A 22,359-nucleotide genomic window follows, 5' to 3' on the forward strand; every position below is an offset into this window, starting at 1 on the left:
GTCGAGTCAATTCGTTGAGGTCGGGCGGGCAGCGTCGAGGTCGGCTTTCGTCAAGACAGATCGAACGGTCAGTGCGACGTCGCCGAGGACAGCAGTGGGATCAGTGCTTCTGTTGATCGCGCAGATGACCGTGGAGACGATGCCGTGTTCGCTGCGTAGGGCCTGAGCTGCCTCCCGAACTGCGCCGCCGGTGGTGATCACGTCCTCGATGAGGGTGATGGTTTTTCCGGCGATATCGGAACCCTCGGCAAGCCTGCACGTCCCGTAGGTCTTGGCGGCCTTTCGGACGAACAGGGTTTGTATGCCGGTCAGTTGGCTTGCGACCGTGGCCAGTGGGATACCCCCGAGTTCCAGGCCGCCGAGCAGGTCGGTGTCGGCGGGAATGAGCGGAACCATGGCTTCGCACACGCGTCGTAGTAATCGCGGGTCTGATTCGAACAAGTACTTGTCGAAGTACTCGTGAGAGAGTTGGCCAGATCGCAGCTGAAACTGTCCATGAAGGCGGCATGCGTGGTTCACATCAGTGGCGAGCAATTCTCGGTCCATGCTGTTCATCGTGGCACTGATGACCTCGGGGAGACCGCAACGGCGGGTCAGCAAGCAACTCACTCACGAAGCACTCTCGGGCCACGGACGTTGTTGTTGTCGATCAGAATGGTTGCTCGGTCGTGAGGGTTGCTTTCGCGGAAGTACTCACGCTGGCCCTGTACGTACCGGCGCATGCTCGGGTCGTCGGGGTCTGGTGACGTTCCATCTCGTAGCGCCATGCGCCTGGCAGTTTCGGTGAACTCAACGTCGAGGAAAACAGTGAGATGCCAGAGTGCGCTGAGCGCGGCACGTTGCAGAAAAATTCCGTCAACAATGAGAATCGCTGCCGGATCGGCTGTTTCGAATGATGGGTGGATAATTTCGTCGGTGTCGTGACTGTAGCAGGCACGCCGGAATCGCCGTGATCCGCCGGGCCCAAACGGTTCCAGAACGTCGGTGCGAAATCGGCTGTAGTTGTAGGAGTCTTCCCAAAATCCCTTGGGAGACTGGCGCCCTTGCCGGTAGCGGACGGCACGCACGTTGTGGAAGTCATCGACTGAAACGCGCACCACGGGGCTCTGCCGGCCCTGCAAGACTCCGGCCAGCAAGTCGGCAAAGTGGGTTTTGCCTGCGCCGTCAGGTCCATCAACGGCCACCCGGGGTCCGATGAACGGCAGTTGAACAATGCGGTCTGCCACGTGGTTCACCACGGCGCGGGCAGCGTTGGACGTCATGCGTCGGTGACCTGGCGATATGGCACCTGCCAATCATCGCTGACAGCCGGCGGCCTTGGTACACGGCGCCCGCGTGTCTCGCCTCCGAGGAACTAACGCAGGTGTTTGATCATCGCTACACCGAGCGGACCACGGCCTTGTCCCATCACTCGGAAACCCTTGCGCTCATAGAGTCTCTTCGCCGGATTCCGAACATGCACGTTGATACACATCGCCGCCATAGTCACCGACTCCTGGGCGAGCAGCGCGTCCAACAGAACTCCGCCGACACCGCTGCCTCGCCTTCCTGGCACCACAGCTATGCAGAGCTCCGGTACGGCCGCGCCGGCGCCGTCAACTCGCAGCGGAGGGTCGCTGTGAAAGGTCCACACCGCTCCGACACACGCGCCATCGGTGTCTACATCTCAACGATGAAGGCTGCATCGTTGGAGGTCGCCGGGCGCAGCGCGATGGTGGGGTCGTCACGCACCCATCGATTGTCGCAGTCGCGCCGCTCGGCTGTCGTGTCATTTCCTGCGCAGTCAGCAACAGTTGACAATGCGTTTCAGACAGTGACGAGGATCGCTTTCACGCAGATTCCCACGGGTCGCTTGGGCCGCGGCGCCCGTCCTCAGCGTGCCGTTCGGCGTTGCACCTGGGCGTAGGCGGCCGTTGCTGCCAATGCCATCAGACCGACTAGCAGGTACTGCCAGGCCTGCGAGAGCTTGAGGAAGATCGTGGCGTTGCTGATCACCTGCAGCAGCAGCACGCCGAACAGGACACCGACGAAGCTGCCCCGACCGCCGAAGATCGACGCGCCGCCGAGCACCACCGCGGTGATCGCCACCAGCGTGTAGGTGATGCCTGCAGTGGGATCGCCCACGCCGATCTGTGCCATCAACAGCAGTGCACCGACGGCGGTCAACACCGAACTGGCAAGATAGGCGATCATGTGCACGGTGTCGACACCGACGCCACGTTTGCGGGCAGCGGCTTCGTCCGACCCGGACGCGCGCAGGCGAAGGCCGAACGACGTGCGGCGCGAGGCAAATTCGAACCCGACCAGGACCACGACGCCGATGATCACGGCCACGGGGAACGGCCCGATGCGGGTATTGATGGCTTCGACCACGTCAAGGGCGATGACTCCGCCCGGCGCGTCGCGCCACACCAGCGACAGACCCTGCAGCCCTGTGTAGGTGATCAGGGTGGCCACCACCGGCACCACACGGGAGTAGCGCACCATCGCGCCGTTCGCCGCGCCCACTGCCGCGGCAAGCAAGAACACCAGGACGAAACCTAGTATCCACCAGCCGAATCCGTACCCTTCCACGATGAAGAAGGATGCGACGACCACCAGGGTCCCGCTCAGCGGCCCGACGGAGAGGTCGATGCCGCCGGTGAGCATGACGACCAGCTGTCCGGCCGCCAGGAACAGCACGGGAGCCATGAGCATCAGCAGGTTGGCGATATTGAACTCCGACAGGAATCGCCCGTTGACCGCGGTGGTGACCGCACCGAGAGCCAGGATGACGGCCAGCAGCACCAGACTCGGTGTCTGCTGACTACCGATCAGACGCTTCCAGCGGCTGGGCCGCCCGACCCGCGGGGCACTGGTCGTGGCGTCGGTCGACGCGTCGGCATCCGTCCGGCCGGCAGTCAGCGACGCCTGGGTGATGGCATGCTCGGTGACCTCGTCACCGACGAGGTCGGCGACCACGCGTCCACGGGAGAACACCAGCACGCGGTCGCACAACCCGGCCAGCTCGACGTCATCAGAGCTCAGCACGACCACGGGAGTTCCCGAATCGGCGACGTCGCGCAGGCGGTGATAGATCTCTGACCGCACACCGACGTCGATGCCCTGGGTGGGCTCATCACACAGCAGCAACTCGGGCGCCGAGAGCAGCGCCCGACCCAGCACCACCTTCTGCTGGTTACCGCCGGAGAGCGTGCCGACCTCGGTGTCGATGGTGGCCGTCTTCACGCCCAGTTCGGCGACCTGCTCCTGCGCCAATTCGCGCTCGATGGAACGAGATACGAAGCCGGCCCGGGAAACCCGGGGCAACGCGACCAGGGAGAGGTTCTCCCGCACGGACAGGATCGGTGCGATGCCTTCGATGCCGCGTTCCTGGGGCATCAGAATGATTCCCTTGTCGCGGGCGGCGCGCGGCGACGTGAGCCGCAGGCGACCGCCGTCGACGGACACCTCGCCGTGGGAGGCTACGGCGCCGCCGAGCGCGCGGATGAACTCGCGCTGGCCGTTGCCCTCGACCCCGGCCAACCCGAGGATCTCGTGGCGTCGGATCGAGGTGGAAATGCCGGGGGCGTCGACGGCGCCGAAATCGGAGACGACCACGGCCGGTTCGCCCGGATCGTCGGAGCGGTCAGGGAACAACGCCTCCACGGCGCGCCCGGCGATTAACGTGACTATCTCGTCCTCGGTGACTTCAGCGGCAGCGAACTGGCCGCGAATTCGACCGTCACGCAACACCGTGATGCGGTCGGCGAGAGCGAAGACGTCGGGCAACCGGTGGCTGATGTAGATGATCGCGACGCCGGACGCGGACAGTTCGCGGATCAGCTCGAACAGCCGCGCGGATTCCGCGGCGGCAAACGGTTCGGTCGGTTCGTCGAGGATCAGCACGCTGGGCTCGCACGCGAGCGCACCGCAGATTTCGATCGCCTGCTTCTCCGCCAGGCCCAGTTGTCCTGCAGGCAGGCTGGGATCGATGGGGATGCCCATCGGCTTGAGTTTTTCCGCGGCCCACTTGTTGAGGTCGCCGAGTCGCGGGCGCAGGTTCGGTGGCACCGCCAGTGCGAGGTTCTCGGCCACCGTGAGGTCGGGCAGGATGGCCGGGACCTGGTAGGCGATGGCCAGGCCGGCTTCCTTGGCGGCGAGCGGCGAACCCGACGTCAGCTCGTCATCACCGATACGCACGGTCCCGCGGTCGGGCGTCAGCGCACCGGATGCGACCGCCATCAATGTCGACTTTCCTGCACCGTTGCCACCGACGAGCGCGTGCACCTCGCCGGGATCGGCGTCGAAACCGACGTCGTCCAGTGCGGTGACTCCGGGAAACGTCATGGTGACCCCGGAAACGGTCAGCCCTCGACCTGGTGTGGGCGCCAAGGCTTCTTGGGTGCTGCCGGATGCGGTGGTGTTATGTGTCATCGGTAGATCTCCGCGAGTTTCTCGGTGCTCAACTCCGAGGACGTGACGGCGCTGGCCGGCAGGTTGGGGTCACATTCCGGAATGAGGCTGGGGTCCAGTGAATTCATGACGATGGGCACGTTGACGATGTCGGGTTCCGGCTCGGGAATGTCCTGCGCAGCGGCAACCGCCTTACGCAATGCCAGCCGCACGATCCATGTGCGCGAGGTGACGGCGACGATCTGAAACTGCGGCTGTTTGCGCTTGTTGTCCACGTACGCGCAGGCAAACCCGTTGTTGTCGTTGGCAGTCCACACCGGCAGTGGGCGTCCGGCCTGCAGAAACGCACGGATGCCGCCCAGAGAACTGTCACCGGAGTCGGTGATGACCGCGTCGATCTTGGGGTACTTGGCCAGCAAACCGGAGACGACGCGCTGGGTCTGGGCGGGGTTCCAGCCGGTGTCGATCGGGGTGCCAGGATCGTTGAGCAGGGTCACGCCCTTGCAGTCAGGGTTGTTGGCGAGTTCGTCCTCAATGCCGTGGATCTCGCTGAGGCTCTGGGCATTACCGGGTGTCCCGCCGAGGAATATGGCATTACCACCTTTGGGGCCCAGTGCGGTGCACACCCATTCGGCCCACTTTGCACCGTCGGTGACGGTGTTGTGCCCGACGAACGTCGTGTAGTCGACGCCTGCCGTACCTCCGGGGCTCGCGGTGTAGGGCACCACGGCCACGCCCGCCTCGAACGCTTCGCGCAGCGTCGGCAGTAGGGCGGGTCCGGCGTCGGGGAACACCACGAGGGCTTCCACCCCGAGCGCGACGAGCGCCTTGATGTCGCTGATCGCCTTCTGCGGATTGTTCTGTCCGTCGGCGTAGGGCAGCACTTCGATGTTCGGGCACCTGGCGGCCTCGTCCTCGAACTCGGCACGTGCCGTCTTGCGGAAGGCGTTGTCGCCCACGCCATCGGCCAACGCCACCTTGATGGAGCGGTCACCGCAGAAGTCGCTGATGGGCTTGAGCTGATCGACCGAACCGCTCAGTGCGGGGTCCAGGTAGACCGGGTCGACCTGGAATGCGGCGGGTGCGCTGAACGGCCCGCCGGCGCACGAGGTCAAGGTGAGGCCCGCCAGCAGCGCCGCGGCCAGCGCCTTGGTTCGAGTGATCACGCCAGTTCTCCTGTCGGTCATGATGGTTGGGCCTCACCGGATTTGACGCGGAACTGGACGAAGCGCCGCCAGTCCACACCGCGCAGGACGATGGCCGCGGCCAGCACCAGGGCCTGGATCAGCAGCTGCATGGCCGTCGATGCCCCGGCGGCGAGCACCACCTGGCCGAGCTGGGTGAGGAAGAGCGCGGCAACAGCGGTGGCCGTGATCGAGGAGATGCCGCCGCGCAGCAGCGTGCCACCCAGCACGACCGCGGCGATGGTGGTGAGCTGATAACTCTGTCCCAGCTGCAGGTCGGGGGTGCGCAGGTAGGCGGCGAGCAGCATTCCCGCAGTGGCGTAGGCGATTCCGGCCAGCACGTAGGCCATCACACCGTTGGTCGCGGTGCGAAGACCTGCGATTCGCGCCGCCGGGACACCGGCACCGACCGCCACGAACCGACGGCCTGCGACGCTCTGCTTGAGCACCAGTTGCGTGACGCCGACCAGCAGCACCGCCAGGAGGAACACCGTCGGGATGCCCGCGACCGAACTGACGGCGAAAGCACTGACGGCCGGGTCGGCGGTACCGGGGAACCCACTGGATGCCACCAGCACCAGACCGGTGAGCAGCGAGTTGACCGCCAGCGACGCAACGAATGCCGCGACCGAGAACCGCACCACCGCAATGCCGATCACCAGGCCGGAGATCGCCCCGGCGGCGATCCCGAGCAGCACGCACACGACCGTCGGTAACGCTCCACCCTGAGCCAGCTTGGTGACGCAGACTGCGGCGATCGCCATGACGCCGGGCACCGACAAGTCGATGCCGCCGTGCGTGATCACCAGTGTCTGCCCGAGTGCGGCAATCGCCATCACTCCGGCGAAGGGCAGCATCGCGGTGAGCGCCGACGGCGTCATGCTGCCCGGTGCGATGAGCGGACTGATGACGAAGATGACGACGGCCAACAGCCAGATCGGCATGAACCGGTCGGTCCGGATGCGATGCCACAGCGATGGATGATCGGGTGCGGATCCACGGTCCGGCCCGGCCGATGACGTGAGAGTTGACATGGTGGGTTCCTCGAAAGACGTTGCGCTGGACCGGTCAGATGCTGGTGTAGCCGCCGTCGACGGCCAGGGCCGCGCCGGTGACGAAGCTTGAGTCCGACCCCAGCAGGAAGGCAATCGTGGATGCCACCTCGGCAGCCTCGGCGATTCGGCCGATCGGGTGTGCGGCGTACAGGGCACGCCGGGCAGCGTCGGGATCCGGTTGCGACCCGAGGTAGGTCGCGAGCTGCCGGGTCTCGACGGTGCCGGGGCTGACGACGTTCGCGCGGATGCCGCGCGCGGCGTACTCGACCGCGATCTGGCGGGTCAGCTGAGCCACCGCACCCTTGGAGGCGCAGTACGCGGCTTGATTCGGCAGGGCGACGGTACCCGAGATGGACGAGAGGTTGACGATCGCTCCCGGCCTTTCCCTGTCGACAAGGCGACGGATGAACTCGCGGCACACGAGGAAGACACCCGTCACATTGACCGACTGCAGGGCGTTCCAGTTGTCGAGCGTGGTCTCGGTCAGCGGCTTGGAGATCATCACCGCCGCCGAGGTGACTAGTCCGTCGACGGTGCCGAAGGCGTCATATCCCGCCTCGAGCGCGGCGACGGCATCATCTTCCTTGGAGACGTCCGCGACGACGGCGATCGCCTCCGCGCCGGCCGCCCGGACCTCATCGGCCACCCGTCCCAGGTGGTCACCATCGATGTCGGCCAGCACCAGGCGGTGTCCACGTTGAGCGAGGAGCAAGGCCGTCGCGGCCCCGATGCCGCTGGCAGCGCCGGTGATCAAGGTCGTCTTCGCAGTAGTCGATGCGGTGTCGGTCATCAGCCGAACCACCCTTCAACATCCTGCATGCAGCACGCAGAGTATCCCACGTCACACACATTGACATGCTGCATGCAGCATGTCAATGTGGGGCGACAACCTCGTTGGAAAGTGGAGGGCAAGGGTGTCAGACGTCGATGCAGGCTCGGGTCACTGCGGCAAGACGGCGAACCCGATCGTGGCCGTCGCGCAGGTGTCATCGGTACTTGGCGATCCGGATGCCAATATCGCCTCAACCGCCCGGTGGATGCACAATGCCGCCGCCCAGGGTGCGCAGTTGACAGTCTTCCCCGAGTGCACGCTGTCCGGATACATGATGGACTCACGCACCCAGGTCGAGGACGCGGCTGTCGCCATCACCGGTCAGCGGTTGGCGCCCCTCATCGAAGCCGCCTCGGCTACCTGCACCTTTGCGGTGGTGGGCCTGCTTGAACGGGACGGCGACAAGGTCTACAACAGCGCCGTGCTGATCGGCCCCGACGGTGTCGCGGGCACTTACCGCAAGCAGCACCTGCCCCGGTTGGGAGCGGATCTGTTCGTCGACCCCGGCGACGGCGTGGCACCCCGCGTATACGAGGCAGGCCCACTGCGGGTCGGAATCATGATCTGCTTCGATCTGCGTTTCCCGGAATCGGCCCGGGAGCTCGCGCTCGGTGGTGCGGACGTGATTGCCATGCCGACCAACTGGCCGTTGACAGCGGGATTCCTGGCCGACCACATGACCCGGGTCCGCGCAGTGGAGAACCTGGTGTACGTGGCCGTCGCGGACCGTTGCGACCGCGAGTCCGACACCGACTTCCTCGGCCGCAGTCAGGTCGTCGCACCCTCGGGTGAGGTTCTGGTCGACGCGGGCACCGCGGAGGGAATCGTCGTCACATCGGTCGACGTCACCCAATCCCGCACCAAGACTTTGACGTTCGACGATCCACCGTTCTCACTTCCGGTGTTTCAAGGACGTCGTCCCGAGCTCTATTCGGCGCTCACCCGCCCCACTGCCCCTCCGACGTAAGGATTCACCATGTGTGGACCCGGCATCATCGATGAGCGCACCCGCAACCTCATCGCCGCACACGCCGCGAAATTCCGCGAGATCACCATGAGCCCATTCGGCCCCGACGACGAGATCGGCATGCTGAACCTGATCAGCGCCGAGAAGTCCCGCGAAGTCATGCGCGCCGCCGACGGCGGTGCGGCCATCGACCTTTCGGTCGACTACTTCATCGGCATGCCCTCCTGGACCAAAGCCGGCGACCCCGGCTTTCAGCAGTGGATGACCCACACCCCGGTAGGCACCGTGCTCGACGACATCACCGGTGTCGGCGTCGACCAGAACCATCTGGTGGCCTACTCGGGTGATGCGATGTCGATGTACACCCACTGCGGCACGCACATCGACACCCTGAACCACTTCGGCTATCACGGCAAGATCTTCAACGGATACGAAGCCGCGCAATGCATCAGCTCCCGGCATTGGATCAAGTGCGGCGCCGACAAGTTTCCGCCCATTATCACCCGCGGGGTGCTGTTCGACATCGCGGGCCTGCACGGCGTCGATGTGCTGCCGGAGAATTACGGTATCGGCGCGAAGGATCTCGCCGACGCACTGAAACGGCAGAACGTCGAGTTCCGTCCCGGCGACATCGCCCTGGTTCGCACCGGGCGCATGCGGTACTGGCCCGACACCGATCGCTACATCGACAACGCACCCGGACTCAACCGCGAGGGCGCACAGTTCCTCGCAGAGGCCGGTGCGGCCGTCATCGGCGGCGACAACCTCGCACTGGAGCAGTCCCCCTCCCCCGATGCCGAGAACTGGCAGGTGGTGCACACCTATCTGCTGGCCGAGGCGGGCGTGCCGATCATGGAGGTCGTCGACTGTGAAACCCTTGCCGCCGAACGCCTTTATGAATTCGCCTTCATCGGCGCGTGCATGAAGATCCGCGGAGCGACCGGTGCACCCATGCGCCCGCTGGCGATGCCGCTGTTGCGCTGAGCGCTGTAGCACCGTCTTGATTCTCCGCGCAATGCGCGCCTCGAAAGGATTTTCATGTCATCACCGCCGCAGCCACGCGGGTACCAGCACGGCACCTCTGCGGTCGACAACAGCCGGACGTCCTACGGCGACGCGGGATTCAGCCGCTATCTGCGCAGGGCGTTCCTTGCCTCGGCCGGTTACGACGATGAGAGCCTCGAGCGTCCGATCATCGGAATTGCTGTCACGCAGTCGGATTACAACACGTGCCACCGCGATATGCCCGCCTTGCTCGCCGCCGTGAAACGTGGCGTCGAGCAGGCCGGCGGACTGCCCATGGACTTCCCGACCATCTCGCTCGGCGAAATCCTGACCTCGCCCACCACGATGCTGTTCCGCAATCTGATGGCGATGGACACCGAGGAGATGATCCGCGCGCTGCCCATGGACTCCGCGGTACTGCTCGGTGGCTGCGACAAGACGGTCCCGGCCCAGTTGATGGCAGCCGCGTCCTCGGACATCCCGGTAATGCTCGAAGTCGTCGGGCCCATGATGACGGGATCGTGGCGCGGCGAGCGGCTCGGAGCCTGCACCGATTGCCGCCGGTTCTGGGGCAACTACCGCGGTGGCGACCTCAGCGACGAGGAAATCGTCTCGGTGCGTCAGGAACTCGTATCCACAACCGGGACGTGCACGGTGATGGGAACCGCATCGACCATGGCGGTGCTGACCGAGACACTGGGCATGATGCTGCCCGGCGGGGCGACGCCGCCTGCGGTCAGCGGGGCACGGCTACGGCATGCCACCGAAACCGGCAGGCGGGCCGTCGAATTGGCGATCACCGGCGGGCCCCTGCCCCGGGAGGTGATGACCCGGGAAGCGTTCGAGAACGCCATCCGGGCGCTGGCGGCGATCGGCGGTTCGACCAACGCCCTGATCCATGTCGTTGCCGTGGCGCGACGCGCCGGCGTGAAACTGGAGATGTCGGACTTCGACAAGATCGGCTCCGACACACCGCTTCTCGTCGACTGCAAACCCTCCGGTGTCGGGTACATGGAGGATTTCCACCGGGCCGGCGGCGTCCCTGCGCTGCTGACGGAGTTGGCGCCGTTGCTGCACCGAGATCATCGCGGCGTCAGTGGTCGCTCGCTGGCGCAGCTGATCGAGGACTCCGACGGGCCTGCCGATTGGCAGAACACGATCCGTCATCTCGCCGAGCCGCTGGGTCCCCCCGGGGCGCTGGCGGTCCTGTCGGGGTCGCTGGCGCCGAACGGGGCCATCATCAAGGCGTCGGCGGCGAGCCCGCATCTGATGCAGCACACCGGACCGGCCCTGGTGGTGGACAACCCGGCCGACGCGGCCACCATCCTCGACGATCCCGATCTGGATGTGACCCCTGAACACGTGTTGGTGATGCGGTATTCGGGACCGGTGGCCGCGGGGATGCCGGAGGCAGGCGCCTTGCCCATCCCCGCGAAACTGGCACAGGCCGGCGTTCGGGACATGGTGCGGGTCTCGGACGCCCGGATGAGCGGGACCTCCTACGGCACGGTGGTGTTGCATTGCGATCCCGAGGCCGCCGCGGGCGGGCCACTGTCGGTGGTCCGCAATGGCGACCTGATCAGGCTGGACGTCCCGAACCGCTCGATTGACCTGCTGGTGCCTGACGAGGAGATCGCCGAGCGGCTCGAGTCGTTCACACCTCCACCGCGCGCGGCGCGCGGGTGGCGGAGGTTGTATGAGGAGACCGTGCTGCCGGCCAGCCAGGGTGCAGACCTGTCGTTCCTCTGAACGAGGGCCCGACACGGGCCGACCCGAAGTAACACGGCGCATGCTGCATGCATTTATGCTGGCGGAAGTATGTCAGCTCATAGGGAGACGTGAATTGTGTTCGACCCCGGACAGGTTTCGCTGACCGATCGCGTCTACGACGAGTTGATGCGCGCCATCCGGGCCGGCGAACTCCAACCTGGGACGATGCATTCGGTGGTGGAGATCTCGGGGCGGCTCGGGGTCTCCCGGACTCCCGTCCGCGAGGCGCTGCTGCGCATGGCGAGCAACGGCATGGTGCGGTTCGAACGCAGCCGCGGTGTCCGGATCCTGGAGGTGTCCACCCGTGACATCGAGGAGATCTACTCGCTGCGGATGCTGCTCGAGGTGCCCTCGGCCTACCGCGCCGCGGAGCTGCTGACCGACGAGTTGCTCGGCCCCGTCGAGGAGGCATTCGACCGGATGCGCAAGGCCGCCGAGGCGGGCGACGAATCACTCTTCCAAGCGGCCGACGTCGATTTCCACGCCGCCATCTTGAACATCGCAGGCAACCGGCGGGTCACCGAGGTGGCCGCCAACACCCGAATCCAGATGATGGATCGCGGGCTGTCCACCACCGCCACCCGCACACTGGCGGACATCCTGCTGGTGCATGAGCGCATCCTCAACGCCATCCGCGACCGCGATCCGCAAGCTAGCGGCGCCAGGATGCGCGACCATCTCGTCGAAACCGTGCGGTTGTTGTTGACCCAATCGACCGGCGACGACGCTTCTGCCAATACCTACGTGCCGCCGCCGTTGCCGGTGCCGTAGAGGTGTCTGATCACGGCAGCCCCAGCGGAGCTGGCGGTGGCGGAGGTGGCGGTGGCATCGGCGGGGGAAGCGTAGGCGGGACGGCAACGGTGGCGGGGTCGGCGACCAGGTTGCCGGGTGGGGAGTCTGCAATCCTGCTGGCTCGAACGGGCACCGTGATGACTGCACCTTGCAGGGCACATTCGTTGGATTGGATCGTCGTGGTTTGAGCGCCGGCCAGGCCGCCGTCGGGTTGTGGAGTCAACGTCAGCGACGTATCCGCCGCCTGAGCCAGTCCCGCGGATGGCGCCTCGCACGCCAGTGATGCCCTTCCCGGATCGCTCTGCCATGCGCCGTTGACGAGACGGAATACGGCGGTCACGCCGCCACCTTCAGGGAACGGGACGGTGTGGTCGATGTCGTCCATACGGGTCGACGTCGCAACGCATCCCGACGGTGCGCAGGTCGATCGGAATGCCCACCAGTAACTGGCGAGTTGATCGCCCGCCGCCGGCCACGGGGTGTTGTTGAGTGTCGCGAGCGGGTTGTCGTAGTCGAGGCGGTAGAGGCCGTCGAGGGTCGGCACCCCCGGCGTCGGCGCGATCGGCACCTTCGGGTTGTCCGCGGTAGGGGTGCTGGGCGGCGGGCCGGCCGGTTCGCTCGCGGCCGCCTGCTCGGCGGGTCGTGGCTGCCAGATGCCGACAGTCGCGGCGATGACGGCGCAGACGGCTGCGATCGCGGCCACCGGTATCCAGTTCCTTTGCGGGCCTTGGGTGCCACCCGGTACCGGTGCCACACGGTGCGACGACGCGGCTGCCGGTAATGCGATGGGTTCAGCGGCCAACGCGTGCGCGAAACCGCCGCAGCTGGCGAATCGGTCAGCGGGATCCTTCGCGAGGGCCTTGGCCAGCACCGCGTCGAGGTCGGCCAACTCAGTCCGGGTGTCGGCCAGGGCCGGCGGCCTCGCATTGAGATGGCGCCTGACCACGACGGCGGGATTGGGGTCGGCAAACAGTTGCGACCCGGTCAAGAGTTGGTATGCGGTGCACGCCAGCGCGTACTGGTCGGCGCGACCGTCGTAGTTCTCGCTCAGCAGATGTTCCGGGGCCGCGTAGGCCGCGCTGATGTCGTCGAAATTGCGGGCGAGACCGAAGTCTGCGAGGACGACGCTCTGTCCGGCAGCATTGCCCGGGTCGGTGAGCATGATGTTGGCCGGCTTGATGGCGCGGTGCGGCAGACCATGATTGTGTGCGTAATCGAGCGCCCCTGCCACCGCGGCGATGATCGTGAGCACCTGCTCCCGCGGCAACCCCCCGGCATACCGGTCGTCGAGGAGATGGCCGAGATCCTGCCCGTCGACGAAGTCGGTCGAGATCCACAGCCGGCCGTCGTATTCTCCGCTGCCATGAACCCCGACGATGCCGGGATGCCACAAGGTCGAGGCCAGCTCCGCCTCGCGGCGGAACCGCATTCGATACTCGGGTTCAGCGGGCCATCCCTCGGGCAACACCCTCAGCGCGTCACGCCGTGGAAGCCTGGGATGGGCGGCGAGGTACACCTCCCCCATACCGCCTGATCCCAGCGGCCGAATGATCCGGAACCCGGCGAAGGTCTCACCGATGTTCAGCGGCACCCAGGGATCCTACGAACAGTCCATGGCGGTGTACAACCGCCTACTGGTCGAAAAGTCGACCCATACAAGCGGTTGGCAACGGTGGACGGATTGCCCGGGTTCCCACTCACAGGCGCTTTACATACACTCTTGTATTTGTAATACACATACGTATAGTCGTGACTGGCCTCACACAGCACCAGGAGCGACTGCGAATGACAACAACACAGCCGGCCCGGCCCGGTGAATGGTTCGACGACGGCATGGGACTCGATGACATCGACCCGACGCAGTTCCGGATGGACATCACCACCGACCGCTACACCGACCCGGAGTACCTCCAGCGCGAACACGAGAACATCTGGCTGCGGGTCTGGCAGGTGGCCGGCCGGGAATCCGAGTTGCCCGAAGTCGGTGACTGGAAGGAATACCGTCTGCTGGACCAGTCTTTCGTCCTGGTCCGCGGCAAGGATCAGAAGATCCGCGGGTTCGTGAACGCGTGTCGGCACCGCGGAAACATGCTGTGCAGAGACGGCAAGGGCAATGCCAAGCGCGGTTTCCTGTGCCAGTACCACCTGTGGTCCTACGACCTGGAAGGCAAGCTCAAAGGCGTCCTGCGGGAAAAGGAAAACGTGCTGACGCCGCTGGACAAGGAGGGGCTGGGGCTGTTGCCGGTCTCCGTCGAGTGTTTCGGCGGATTCATCTTCATCAATCCTGACCCGGAGGCGGCCCCGCTCGCCGAATTCCTCGGCGCCGACGTCGTCGAACTACTCAGCCCGTATCACCTCGAGGAAATGGTGACCGTCCTCGATGTCCGGGAGGCGTTGAACTGCAACTGGAAAGTGGTGATGGACGCCTTCGAGGAGGGCTATCACATCTCCGGAATCCATCCGCAGTTGCTGCAGGTCATCATGATCGACCCGGCCACCACGCGGTACCGCTTCTTCGACAAGCACAGCGTGTCCTGCGCGCCGTTCGAGGTGGCGGGCAAGAAGTACGGCCTGGAAGAACAGATCGAGGGCATCATGGGGTTGCCCGAGACCTTCCCGTCGGTGACGGCGGTGCTCCCCCGGTTCCAGGAGCTGGTCGCCGAATACCGGGACAGGAATGGTGAATTGCAGCTTCCCGACGGAATCACCCCGCGCACTCTGCTGCAGGCGGCCACCCGGGAAACCCTCACCGGCATGGGTTTTGACGTCAGTGGTCTGACCGACGCTCAGATGAGTGACAACCACGGCTGGGTGTTGTTTCCCAACTTCTTCATGACCGTGCGCGCGGGCGAGGCCACCGTGATCCTGGCTCAACCACACGAGAGTGGCGATCCGAACAAGTGCTACTGGCACATCATCAGCGTGATGTGGCTGCCTGCCGAGCATCGCGAGGTGTTCAAGGCCGAACCGATCAACGTCGAAGACCCGGGCAGCTTCAAGTATTTCCTGGCCCTGCAACAGGATTACGAGCAGATGCCCCGTCAGCAGATCGGTTTGCGCAACAAGCCGCTCAAGTCGATGTCACTGGTCAAGGAAGAAGTCGTCATTGCGCACTACCACTCCGTGGTGGACCGCTATCTGTCCGGAGCCGCCAGGTGACGAACCTGCGGGAGGCGATCGACAACCACCGGGGAAACGCGAGACGCGCGCTGGAGTACGCCGCCATCACCAAGTCGGTGGTCGACTCCGCCAGGCAACCGGGCTTCTCCGAGTCCAGCTGGAATCCGTTGCGGGAGTTGATTGCAGTCGACGAGTTCGTCCGGGTCGGGAACTTCAAAGAGATCATGCGCTGGGACGAGTACGTCGCGTTCCTGACCGGCTGGGCAGCGAACGCGGAGTGGGAGTGCACGTTCAAGCGGATCACCGAATCCGACGGCCTGGTCTTTCTCGAACTCGAAGAGCACAGCGTCGTAGGCGAGTTCGACAGCATGGTCAACTCGCTGTCGGTCTACGAGTTCGGCGACACCGGCAAGATCACCCATATCGACGTCTATCTGCAGATGGCACTGCCGTCCGCAGACATGCTGAAATCCTATGACGGCGTGGAGATCTCCGAATGACCGGAGCCTGATCGTGCAGGCGCATCGTCCGGCTCCACGTGCGACATCACCATCTCCAGGAACGGCCGGTACAGGTCCTCGGAGTCGATGTGGCTGCCGAGGGTGACGCCTTCGTTGGTCGCGATGAGCACCTTGGCCAACAGATCCGACCGCACCCGCAGCCGGCCGCCGATCTTCTCCAGATGCGCATCGATGTAACCGGCCAGCGACTGCACCGTGGCCAGTCGTTGCTCGGCAACCCTGGCTCTGGCCTCGGGATTGCGCAGCAGGAACAGGGTGAATTCATAGCCCAGCGCCGCGCGCTCGGGACCGCCGATGGTCAGCTCACGCCATCGCTCGGCCAACTTGTCGACATCGAAATCACTGAGCGTGTGAAACGAGTCGACAATGTCGGCGAACCCGTCCAGGAACCGTTGCAGCTGACGTTCCATCACCGCGAGGAACAGTTCCTCTTTCGTTCCGAAATGCGAATAGATGGCGCCGCGCGTATAGCCCGCGGCGTCGGCGATGACCTCAAGCGCGGCGGCGCCGAATCCCTGCCGCGCCACCACCTCTTCTGCGGCGTCGAGCAGCAGGTTGCGCGTGTGCTCGACGCGCCTTTGCCGCGTCCACCGTTCGGCCACCGCTCCATCCTCCCAGGGCCGGCGGCGCGGCCGGATGCCACACCCACCCGCCAAAAAAATTCGTTGTTGTATCTAACATACAGATATGTATATTTATTGTGGGCGCTACGCCACGGAACCGTGCTGAGCAGCACCGCAGCTATGTGAAGGGGAAGCAATGGAGCTGGCCGACCGCATCGCCAAACACCGCCGCATGGCCGAGAGCTACCGCGACAAGTACGTCCTGCAGAAGGTGGCCGAGGGTGAGTCCTACGACGAGTGGGAGTTCACCGACGACGCCGTGTACACCTCGCCGTACTTCGTCGCGGGCCAGGAGTTGGTGCTCAAGGACGTGGCGACCTCATTCGACGCCGCCGCCACCGTCGAAGCCAAGGCGTACTCGGTCGTATTTCCCGACTGGAAGCCCGTCGATTACAAGGTCTGGCCGGCCGAGAACGGGTTCGTGATGCGTTACCGCTGGGAGGGCACCTCGGTCGACGGCGAGACGATGGGCTTCTACTCCATCAGCTTCGTCGACACCAACGAGGACGCCCAGATCACGCACTGGTCCACGTACGTCAACGACGAGGAGTACGGGCCGTTTCTTCAGAAGGCAATCGGAGCCCGCGGCCCGTTCCACGGCGACGAATACATGGAGGCACTGGCCCGCCATTTCGAAAAACACAACCTGACGCTGTGACGCCACTGACACTGTTTGTGCACTAACTATTAGCGTACGATTTAGTCATGGCTACGACCGAGGTCGGCGTCGACCCACTGGCCCTTGAGCGACAGGTCTGTTTCGCACTGGCGATCAGCAACCGCGCCGTGCTGGCCGTCTACCGGCCGTTGCTCGAACCGCTCGGCCTGACGCACCCGCAGTACCTGGTGATGCTGGCACTCTGGGATCACCACAGGTCGCACGCGAGCGGCGCCCCACCCCTGTCGGTCAAGCAGATTGCGACGGCACTTCAGCTCGATTCCGCGACGCTCTCCCCGATGCTCAAGCGGCTGGAAGCGCTCGGCCTGATCACCCGCACGCGCAGCGCCAGCGATGAACGCGCCACCGACATCGGCCTGACCGCCGACGGCGTCGCGTTGCGCGAGCGTGCCCTGCAGATTCCGCCGGCAGTCGTGGCGCGGCTGGGCGTCAGCCTGCCCGAACTCGAAGAGCTGCACCGGGTACTCACTCGGATCAACGCCGCGGCACTCGCGGCCAACACACTCACCGACTGACACCCCGAGGAGTCACCATGGCCTCCACCCGGCCGAATCTGTTCCAGTACATCGCCTACTCCTATGGCCGCCGGCTACCGGACTCGATGCGCGACTGGGTCGCCCACGACCTGGCCGATCACGGCGCCGTCCGTCGGCACATGATCCGGATGGCGATCCCGCCGCTGTTCGTGCTGGCGCCGTTCTGGCTGCTCCCCGCCTCCTTGTACGTCCACATCGAGATGACGGTGCCGATCTACATCTGGGCCCTGCTGATCGCGCTCGCACTCAACAAGGTCTGGCGCAGGCACCGGCTGGCACAGCACAACCTCGATCCGAACCTGGTCGACGAGATCAAGTACAAGAAGGACGCCCGCATGCACGAGGAGTACATCCGGCGTTACGGACCACGGCCGGAATCCGGCAGGTTCCAGTCGAACAGCAGCCCCTTCTGACCACCACCGGGTATCAGTCGGGGGCACCGTATTCGTCGAACCAGTACGCCAGTTTGCCGCGCCGGCTCACCGCGCGCAGCCTCCGCTCAGCGGTTTCACGCGTCTTCGAGGTGGTGACGATCAGCAGCTCATCACCGACTTCGATACGCGTATCGGTCTGAGGGACGAACGTGTGCCCGTCGCGGATGATCAAGGTGATGGCCGATGGATCGGGTAACCGCAGCTCAAGAACCGACACGTTGTGCAGCCGGGAATCCGGCAGCACCGTCAGCGTCAGCAGTTCGGCCTCCAGCACATCGAGCGGCGCCGATTCCACCTGGATCTCACGGGCGGCGTCGCGACGAATCAAGCCCAGCCGCTGCGCGATCGGGCGCAGGCTCGGGCCCTGGATCAGGGTGAAGACCACGACCAGGATGAACACGATGTTCAGCAGGCGGCCGCTGCCCGCGACGCCCTCGACGATCGGGAAAGTTGCCAGCACGATCGGCACCGCGCCACGCAGACCGGCCCATGAAACGAATGCCTGCTCGCGCCACGGCATCCGGAAACCGGCAAGCGAGGCCACGACCGACAGTGGTCTGGCAACCAACAGCAGGACGAATCCGATGACGATGCCCGGCACCAGCTCCGCCGCGAGTTCACCGGGATCCACCAGTAGGCCCAGCAGGACGAACAGCCCGATCTGCGCGAGCCAGCCGAGCCCCTCGGCGAAGGACCGGGTTGCCGAGCGGTGCGGCAACCCGGAGTTGGCGAGGATGACCGCGCTCAGATAGGCCGCGAGGAACCCGCTGGCGTGGGCCGACCCCGCTGCGGCGAAGGCGACCATGCCGAGCCCGAACGTCGCGAGGGGATACAGGCCGGAGGCCGGCAGCGCGATACGGCGCAGGGCGGCCGCGCCCAGCAGTCCGCTGGCGATGCCGATCGCGGCGCCGACGCCCAACTCGTAGACCATCTCGGCAAGGGCGTGCACCGGCGACACCTCGAACGGCGTCACGCTGAACATCAGAACCAAAATGACGGCCGGCGCGTCATTGAAGCCGGATTCGGCCTCCAGTAGGCCGGCGACGCGGCGCGGTAGCGGCACGATACGAAGCACCGAGAACACAGCCGCGGCGTCGGTGGAGGACACGATGGCGCCGAGCAGCAACGCGAGCTGCCAGTCCATGCCGAGCAACAGATGCGCGCCGGCTGCGGTTACCACCATGCTGACCGCAACGCCGAACGTAGCCAGCACCGCCGCAGGGGCCAGCAGCTTGCGCACATCGGAGAACCGCGTCGTCAAGCCGCCTTCGATCAGGATGATGGCCAGTGCCACGGTGCCCAGATGATCGGCGAGCCGGAAGTTGTCGAACTCCAGCCCCAGCCCGTCCTCGCCGACGATGACGCCGACGGCCAGAAACAGCAAAAGGCTCGGTAACCCCACCCGCGTCGCGAGTCGGGTCACGGTGATGCTGGCCAGCAGCACCAGGCCACCAGCGAGCAGCACCAGGTACAGCTGCTCCAAGGTCATGTACTAATTCCCGTCCGGGCCCGCGGATACCGGGCGTGGGCCTCCGCGGGTAAATGTAACCGCTGATAATGGGTCAGAATGACTCTGAGCGCCGACCGGCGTGCGACGAAGGAGCACTACATGCGCATCGGGATCGCCGGCGCGGGAGCCGTCGGTCGGTCTGTTGCCAGGGAGCTCGTCGCCAATCACCACAAGGTGCTGCTGATCGAGCAGAACCCCCGCCACTACGAGCCGCGCACCGTTCCCGAAGCGGACTGGCTGCTCGCCGACGCCTGCGAGTTGTCCTCACTCGAAGAATGCGGACTCCAGATGTGCGATGTGGTGATCGCGGCGACCGGCGACGACAAGGCGAACCTCACGGCGGCATTGCTGGCCAAGAGCGAGTTCGGCGTGCCGCGCGTAGTGGCACGGGTCAACGACGCCCGCAATGAGTGGCTCTTCACCGAGGCGTGGGGTGTCGACGTCGCCGTCTCCACTCCACAGGCATTGCTGGCCGGGGTCGAGGGGGCCATCGATGTGGGCCACCTCGTCCGCCTGATGGGCCTTCGTCAGGGGCATGCGAGCCTGACGAAAGTGACGCTGCCCGAGGACAGCCAGATCCTTGGACTTCGATTGTCCGACTTGGCCTTACCTGCCAACACCGCGCTGGTCACCGTGCAACGCGGCAGCAGGATCATCGTGCCCCGGCCCGACGACGTGTTGCAGGCCGGTGATGAATTGTTGTTCGTCGCCGACGAATCCGTGGGCAGTGACATCCGTGAGGCTATCCAGTAGACCTCTCGGGGTCGGGGGCCGGGGTGGCCGGGTCCAGTTTGTCGGCGCGCTCCCGCTGCTCGTCCAGCCGGTCACGGGATCCCGCCACATCCTGTTGACGGGCCGCGGCCTGTTGTTCGAGGTTGGCGGCTTGCGCGGCCTTGACCTCGGCTTCAGCTTGCGCGGCACGGGCTTTGGCCGCCGTCTCGTCGGCAAGCGCTTCACGTCGACGGACCTCACGGGATTCCACGTCCGCTTCGCCGCGGATCTTCTCGGCTTCTTCGTGGCGGTGTTGCTGCCGCCTCTTACCCAAGATCGCCCACGCCACCACGATCAGAACCAGAATCGCTGCGACGATGAAGAAAATGATCGCGATCGTTGTCCCTGTACTCATTCACAGGAAGTACCCCCGCGCGCAACCAGCGAAACTACGCCCGCGTCAGTTATGTGAGCCGCGGCCGCAGCCGCTCCGGCGCGATCTCCTCGCCGGCTTCGAGGTCGTCGGCCAGCGAATCGGCGAAACCCACGAGTCCTGCGACGTCGATGCCGTGCGGCTGCCGCGTCAGGTCCGCACCGATGCGGGCCGAGGCCCGGCGCAGCAGGCTCACCGCGCCCACACGATTGCCCCGCTGAACGTGCGTGATTCCGACCGCGAGCTGTGCCAGGCCCTGCCACAGCGCGCGCTCGTCGTCGGGTCCGCTCTTCCACGCCGCCTCGAGCACCTCATGAGCGTTGAACGCCAAACCGCGGTCGATCAGGTCCTGGGCGTAAGCCAGCGTGCGCGCCGGCGGCAGGTCCAGATCCTCCGGGATCCGGGGCACACCTTCGCTCCCGCGCGGGAGTGGTCGACCCAGGGCATCGCGGGGACGCGAGCTCACGGGCCGTCCGGACTCGTCGCGATCGCGTCCTGTCATCCACCCATCATGGCAATGCGGTGATCAGTCCCGCGCGTAGGTGGGTTCCGCGGCGTCGGGCTCGGGCTCCTCCTCCGCTTCCTCGGCTTCCGCGCGCTCCCGTTCGATGCGCTGGGCGGTGGGCACCGCGATCCACACCGCGAGCAGCATGGCGGTGACGCCTGCGACGATCTTGCCGATCATCAGCGGCCCGATGAGGTTCGGTTGGAAGTTGGCGGTGAAGGCGAGGTGATCGCCGATCAGTGCCGAGCAGGTCGTGCCGAACGCGACGACGAGCACCTTGTCCTTGGCCGGCATGTCCTTGACCAGGTGGAAGGCGGCCAGCATGTTGGTGGTCGCCGCCAACAGGCCGGTGGTGCCTTCGGTGCTGATGCCAAGCCGCCTACCGACGGCGGTCAGCGGCTTGTCCGCATAGGTGCGGATCGCATAGACCAGCGGGAAGGCTCCGGCGAGCACGATCGCGATGTTGCCGACGACTTCGAGCGGACGCATCTGATCGTCGGCGGTCGCGATGATCGGCTCGAAGCCCCACCAGCTGAAGCTCTCACTGAAGAAGCCGGTGACATGGTCGACGATGGATACGGCCAGCACCAGGTAGATGGCCGCGTTGAGGCCCTTGCCGAACCAGATGAACCCGGTGACCATCGCCCGGGTGAAGAAGTACAGACCGATCGCGATGGCCACGGTCACGAGCATGACGGGCAGCAGGTTCAGCAGCACGTCGCCGATGGAGAACCCGTCCAGCGTCGCCGTCGACGGTCCGTCGGTGGTGACCGTGGGGCGCAAGGGCGTTCCCGTGGCCAGCAGGATGCCCATGGTCACTATGACACCGACCGGCACCGTGAGAATGCCACTCATGATGCCCAGCGCGAAGTACTTGTGGTCGCGGACATCGAGGATCGCCAGTCCCACCGGGATGATGTAGGAAATCGTCGCGCCGGCCAGAAAGCCGGTGATGGTCGCGGTGATCCACACGCCGGTGGAGTCGGCGGTCCGCTCGGCGAGCTGGTAGGCGCCCATGTCGCTGGCGATGAGCGTGGTCGCTGCCATCGCCGCGTCGGCGCCGAACGGTTCGTACAGCTTGCCGAGCACATTCTCGACGAACCAGGCCAGGTAGGGCAGGCCGGCCATAATACCTGCTACCGGGATGAACAGCGGCCCAAGGGCATACAGGCCCTCTTTGAACTCGCGTCCGATTCCCCGATCACCACGGAATGCCAGTGCGCACGCACCGATGAGTACGAACGCCATCATCAGATAGATGACGACATTCCCGAGTTGGGCCATGGG

Annotated in this window: 22 protein-coding genes and 1 pseudogene; 10 read left to right on the forward strand and 13 right to left on the reverse strand. The window is 65.4% G+C overall.

Annotated features, from left to right (window positions below; all coding sequences use genetic code 11):
• Window positions 1–6: 6 nt before the first annotated feature.
• From pyrE to M1247_RS13130, 7 genes and pseudogenes are all read right to left on the reverse strand, one after another.
• A complete protein-coding gene (gene pyrE, locus M1247_RS13105) occupies window positions 7–555 on the reverse strand; it encodes an orotate phosphoribosyltransferase (protein WP_317156776.1) in 549 nt (182 codons plus the stop codon).
• Window positions 556–605: 50 nt separating this feature from the next.
• Complete coding sequence (locus M1247_RS13110; protein WP_317156777.1) at window positions 606–1,262, reverse strand: nucleoside/nucleotide kinase family protein; 657 nt, start codon at window positions 1,260–1,262, stop codon at window positions 606–608.
• 92 nt (window positions 1,263–1,354) lie between these two features.
• Window positions 1,355–1,645, reverse strand: a pseudogene (locus M1247_RS36420) (GNAT family N-acetyltransferase); the annotation flags it as partial.
• A gap of 227 nt (window positions 1,646–1,872) precedes the next feature.
• On the reverse strand, window positions 1,873–4,416 hold the full coding sequence (locus M1247_RS13115; RefSeq protein ID WP_317156778.1) for an ATP-binding cassette domain-containing protein: 2,544 nt from the start codon (window positions 4,414–4,416) through the stop codon (window positions 1,873–1,875).
• Window positions 4,413–5,561 (reverse strand): substrate-binding domain-containing protein, encoded by a 1,149-nt coding sequence (locus M1247_RS13120; RefSeq protein WP_317156779.1) that lies wholly within the window; start codon window positions 5,559–5,561, stop codon window positions 4,413–4,415. Before M1247_RS13120 ends, M1247_RS13115 begins: the two co-directional genes overlap by 4 nt.
• A gap of 17 nt (window positions 5,562–5,578) precedes the next feature.
• The gene (locus tag M1247_RS13125) at window positions 5,579–6,613 is read right to left on the reverse strand and encodes an ABC transporter permease (RefSeq protein WP_317156780.1); all 1,035 of its coding nucleotides are present in this window, start codon (window positions 6,611–6,613) and stop codon (window positions 5,579–5,581) included.
• Between the two features lie 34 nt (window positions 6,614–6,647).
• Window positions 6,648–7,424 (reverse strand): SDR family NAD(P)-dependent oxidoreductase, encoded by a 777-nt coding sequence (locus M1247_RS13130; protein WP_317156781.1) that lies wholly within the window; start codon window positions 7,422–7,424, stop codon window positions 6,648–6,650.
• Between the two features lie 124 nt (window positions 7,425–7,548).
• On the opposite strand from M1247_RS13130, the gene M1247_RS13135 reads away from it, so the two are divergent.
• From M1247_RS13135 to M1247_RS13150, 4 genes are all read left to right on the forward strand, one after another.
• Window positions 7,549–8,433: a carbon-nitrogen hydrolase family protein gene (locus M1247_RS13135; protein WP_317156782.1), complete on the forward strand. Its 885-nt coding sequence runs from the start codon at window positions 7,549–7,551 to the stop codon at window positions 8,431–8,433.
• Between the two features lie 9 nt (window positions 8,434–8,442).
• Window positions 8,443–9,417: a cyclase family protein gene (locus tag M1247_RS13140; RefSeq protein ID WP_317156783.1), complete on the forward strand. Its 975-nt coding sequence runs from the start codon at window positions 8,443–8,445 to the stop codon at window positions 9,415–9,417.
• A 54-nt stretch (window positions 9,418–9,471) separates the two neighbouring features.
• Window positions 9,472–11,187: a dihydroxy-acid dehydratase gene (locus tag M1247_RS13145; RefSeq protein ID WP_317156784.1), complete on the forward strand. Its 1,716-nt coding sequence runs from the start codon at window positions 9,472–9,474 to the stop codon at window positions 11,185–11,187.
• A 96-nt stretch (window positions 11,188–11,283) separates the two neighbouring features.
• Entirely contained in the window at window positions 11,284–11,979 is a 696-nt protein-coding gene (locus tag M1247_RS13150) for a GntR family transcriptional regulator (RefSeq protein ID WP_317156785.1), read from the forward strand.
• Between the two features lie 10 nt (window positions 11,980–11,989).
• On the opposite strand, the gene M1247_RS13155 is transcribed toward M1247_RS13150, so the two are convergent.
• Window positions 11,990–13,591, reverse strand: a complete 1,602-nt coding sequence (locus tag M1247_RS13155) for a serine/threonine-protein kinase (protein WP_317156786.1) — start codon at window positions 13,589–13,591, stop codon at window positions 11,990–11,992.
• 194 nt (window positions 13,592–13,785) lie between these two features.
• Between M1247_RS13155 and M1247_RS13160 the strand changes: the two genes are divergently transcribed.
• On the forward strand, window positions 13,786–15,159 hold the full coding sequence (locus tag M1247_RS13160; RefSeq protein ID WP_317156787.1) for an aromatic ring-hydroxylating oxygenase subunit alpha: 1,374 nt from the start codon (window positions 13,786–13,788) through the stop codon (window positions 15,157–15,159).
• Complete coding sequence (locus M1247_RS13165; protein ID WP_317156788.1) at window positions 15,156–15,620, forward strand: hypothetical protein; 465 nt, start codon at window positions 15,156–15,158, stop codon at window positions 15,618–15,620. Before M1247_RS13160 ends, M1247_RS13165 begins: the two co-directional genes overlap by 4 nt.
• Here the strand turns inward: M1247_RS13165 and M1247_RS13170 are convergent.
• Window positions 15,593–16,243 (reverse strand): TetR/AcrR family transcriptional regulator, encoded by a 651-nt coding sequence (locus tag M1247_RS13170; RefSeq protein ID WP_317156789.1) that lies wholly within the window; start codon window positions 16,241–16,243, stop codon window positions 15,593–15,595. The genes M1247_RS13165 and M1247_RS13170 overlap by 28 nt on opposite strands.
• Before the next feature lie 157 nt (window positions 16,244–16,400).
• Here M1247_RS13170 and M1247_RS13175 point away from each other — a divergent pair, with 157 nt between their 5' ends.
• Genes M1247_RS13175 through M1247_RS13185 form a run of 3 tightly spaced genes read left to right on the forward strand, consistent with a single transcriptional unit; the run spans window position 16,401 to window position 17,892 of the window.
• On the forward strand, window positions 16,401–16,922 hold the full coding sequence (locus M1247_RS13175) for a hypothetical protein (protein ID WP_317156790.1): 522 nt from the start codon (window positions 16,401–16,403) through the stop codon (window positions 16,920–16,922).
• Between the two features lie 47 nt (window positions 16,923–16,969).
• Window positions 16,970–17,458 carry a MarR family winged helix-turn-helix transcriptional regulator gene (locus M1247_RS13180; RefSeq protein WP_317156791.1) on the forward strand — a complete coding sequence of 163 codons (489 nt, stop codon included), beginning with the start codon at window positions 16,970–16,972 and terminating at the stop codon, window positions 17,456–17,458.
• A 17-nt stretch (window positions 17,459–17,475) separates the two neighbouring features.
• Window positions 17,476–17,892 (forward strand): DUF5313 domain-containing protein, encoded by a 417-nt coding sequence (locus M1247_RS13185; RefSeq protein WP_317156792.1) that lies wholly within the window; start codon window positions 17,476–17,478, stop codon window positions 17,890–17,892.
• Window positions 17,893–17,905: 13 nt separating this feature from the next.
• Here M1247_RS13185 and M1247_RS13190 read toward each other — a convergent pair whose 3' ends face one another.
• Window positions 17,906–19,402: a potassium/proton antiporter gene (locus M1247_RS13190; RefSeq protein WP_317156793.1), complete on the reverse strand. Its 1,497-nt coding sequence runs from the start codon at window positions 19,400–19,402 to the stop codon at window positions 17,906–17,908.
• Window positions 19,403–19,522: 120 nt separating this feature from the next.
• On the opposite strand from M1247_RS13190, the gene M1247_RS13195 reads away from it, so the two are divergent.
• Window positions 19,523–20,176, forward strand: coding sequence for a potassium channel family protein (locus M1247_RS13195; RefSeq protein WP_317157029.1), 654 nt, complete (start codon window positions 19,523–19,525; stop codon window positions 20,174–20,176).
• Here the strand turns inward: M1247_RS13195 and M1247_RS13200 are convergent.
• The 3 genes from M1247_RS13200 to M1247_RS13210 are packed head-to-tail and all read right to left on the reverse strand — an operon-like array spanning window position 20,166 to window position 22,356.
• Complete coding sequence (locus M1247_RS13200; protein WP_317156794.1) at window positions 20,166–20,549, reverse strand: hypothetical protein; 384 nt, start codon at window positions 20,547–20,549, stop codon at window positions 20,166–20,168. The two genes, M1247_RS13195 and M1247_RS13200, sit on opposite strands and share 11 nt — an antisense overlap.
• 49 nt (window positions 20,550–20,598) lie before the next feature.
• Window positions 20,599–21,069 (reverse strand): DUF309 domain-containing protein, encoded by a 471-nt coding sequence (locus M1247_RS13205; RefSeq protein ID WP_317156795.1) that lies wholly within the window; start codon window positions 21,067–21,069, stop codon window positions 20,599–20,601.
• Window positions 21,070–21,093: 24 nt separating this feature from the next.
• On the reverse strand, window positions 21,094–22,356 hold the full coding sequence (locus M1247_RS13210) for an ethanolamine utilization protein EutH (RefSeq protein ID WP_317156796.1): 1,263 nt from the start codon (window positions 22,354–22,356) through the stop codon (window positions 21,094–21,096).
• Window positions 22,357–22,359 lie beyond the last annotated feature (3 nt).

This window comes from Mycobacterium appelbergii, from assembly GCF_032883035.1.
Lineage (GTDB): Bacteria > Actinomycetota > Actinomycetes > Mycobacteriales > Mycobacteriaceae > Mycobacterium > Mycobacterium appelbergii.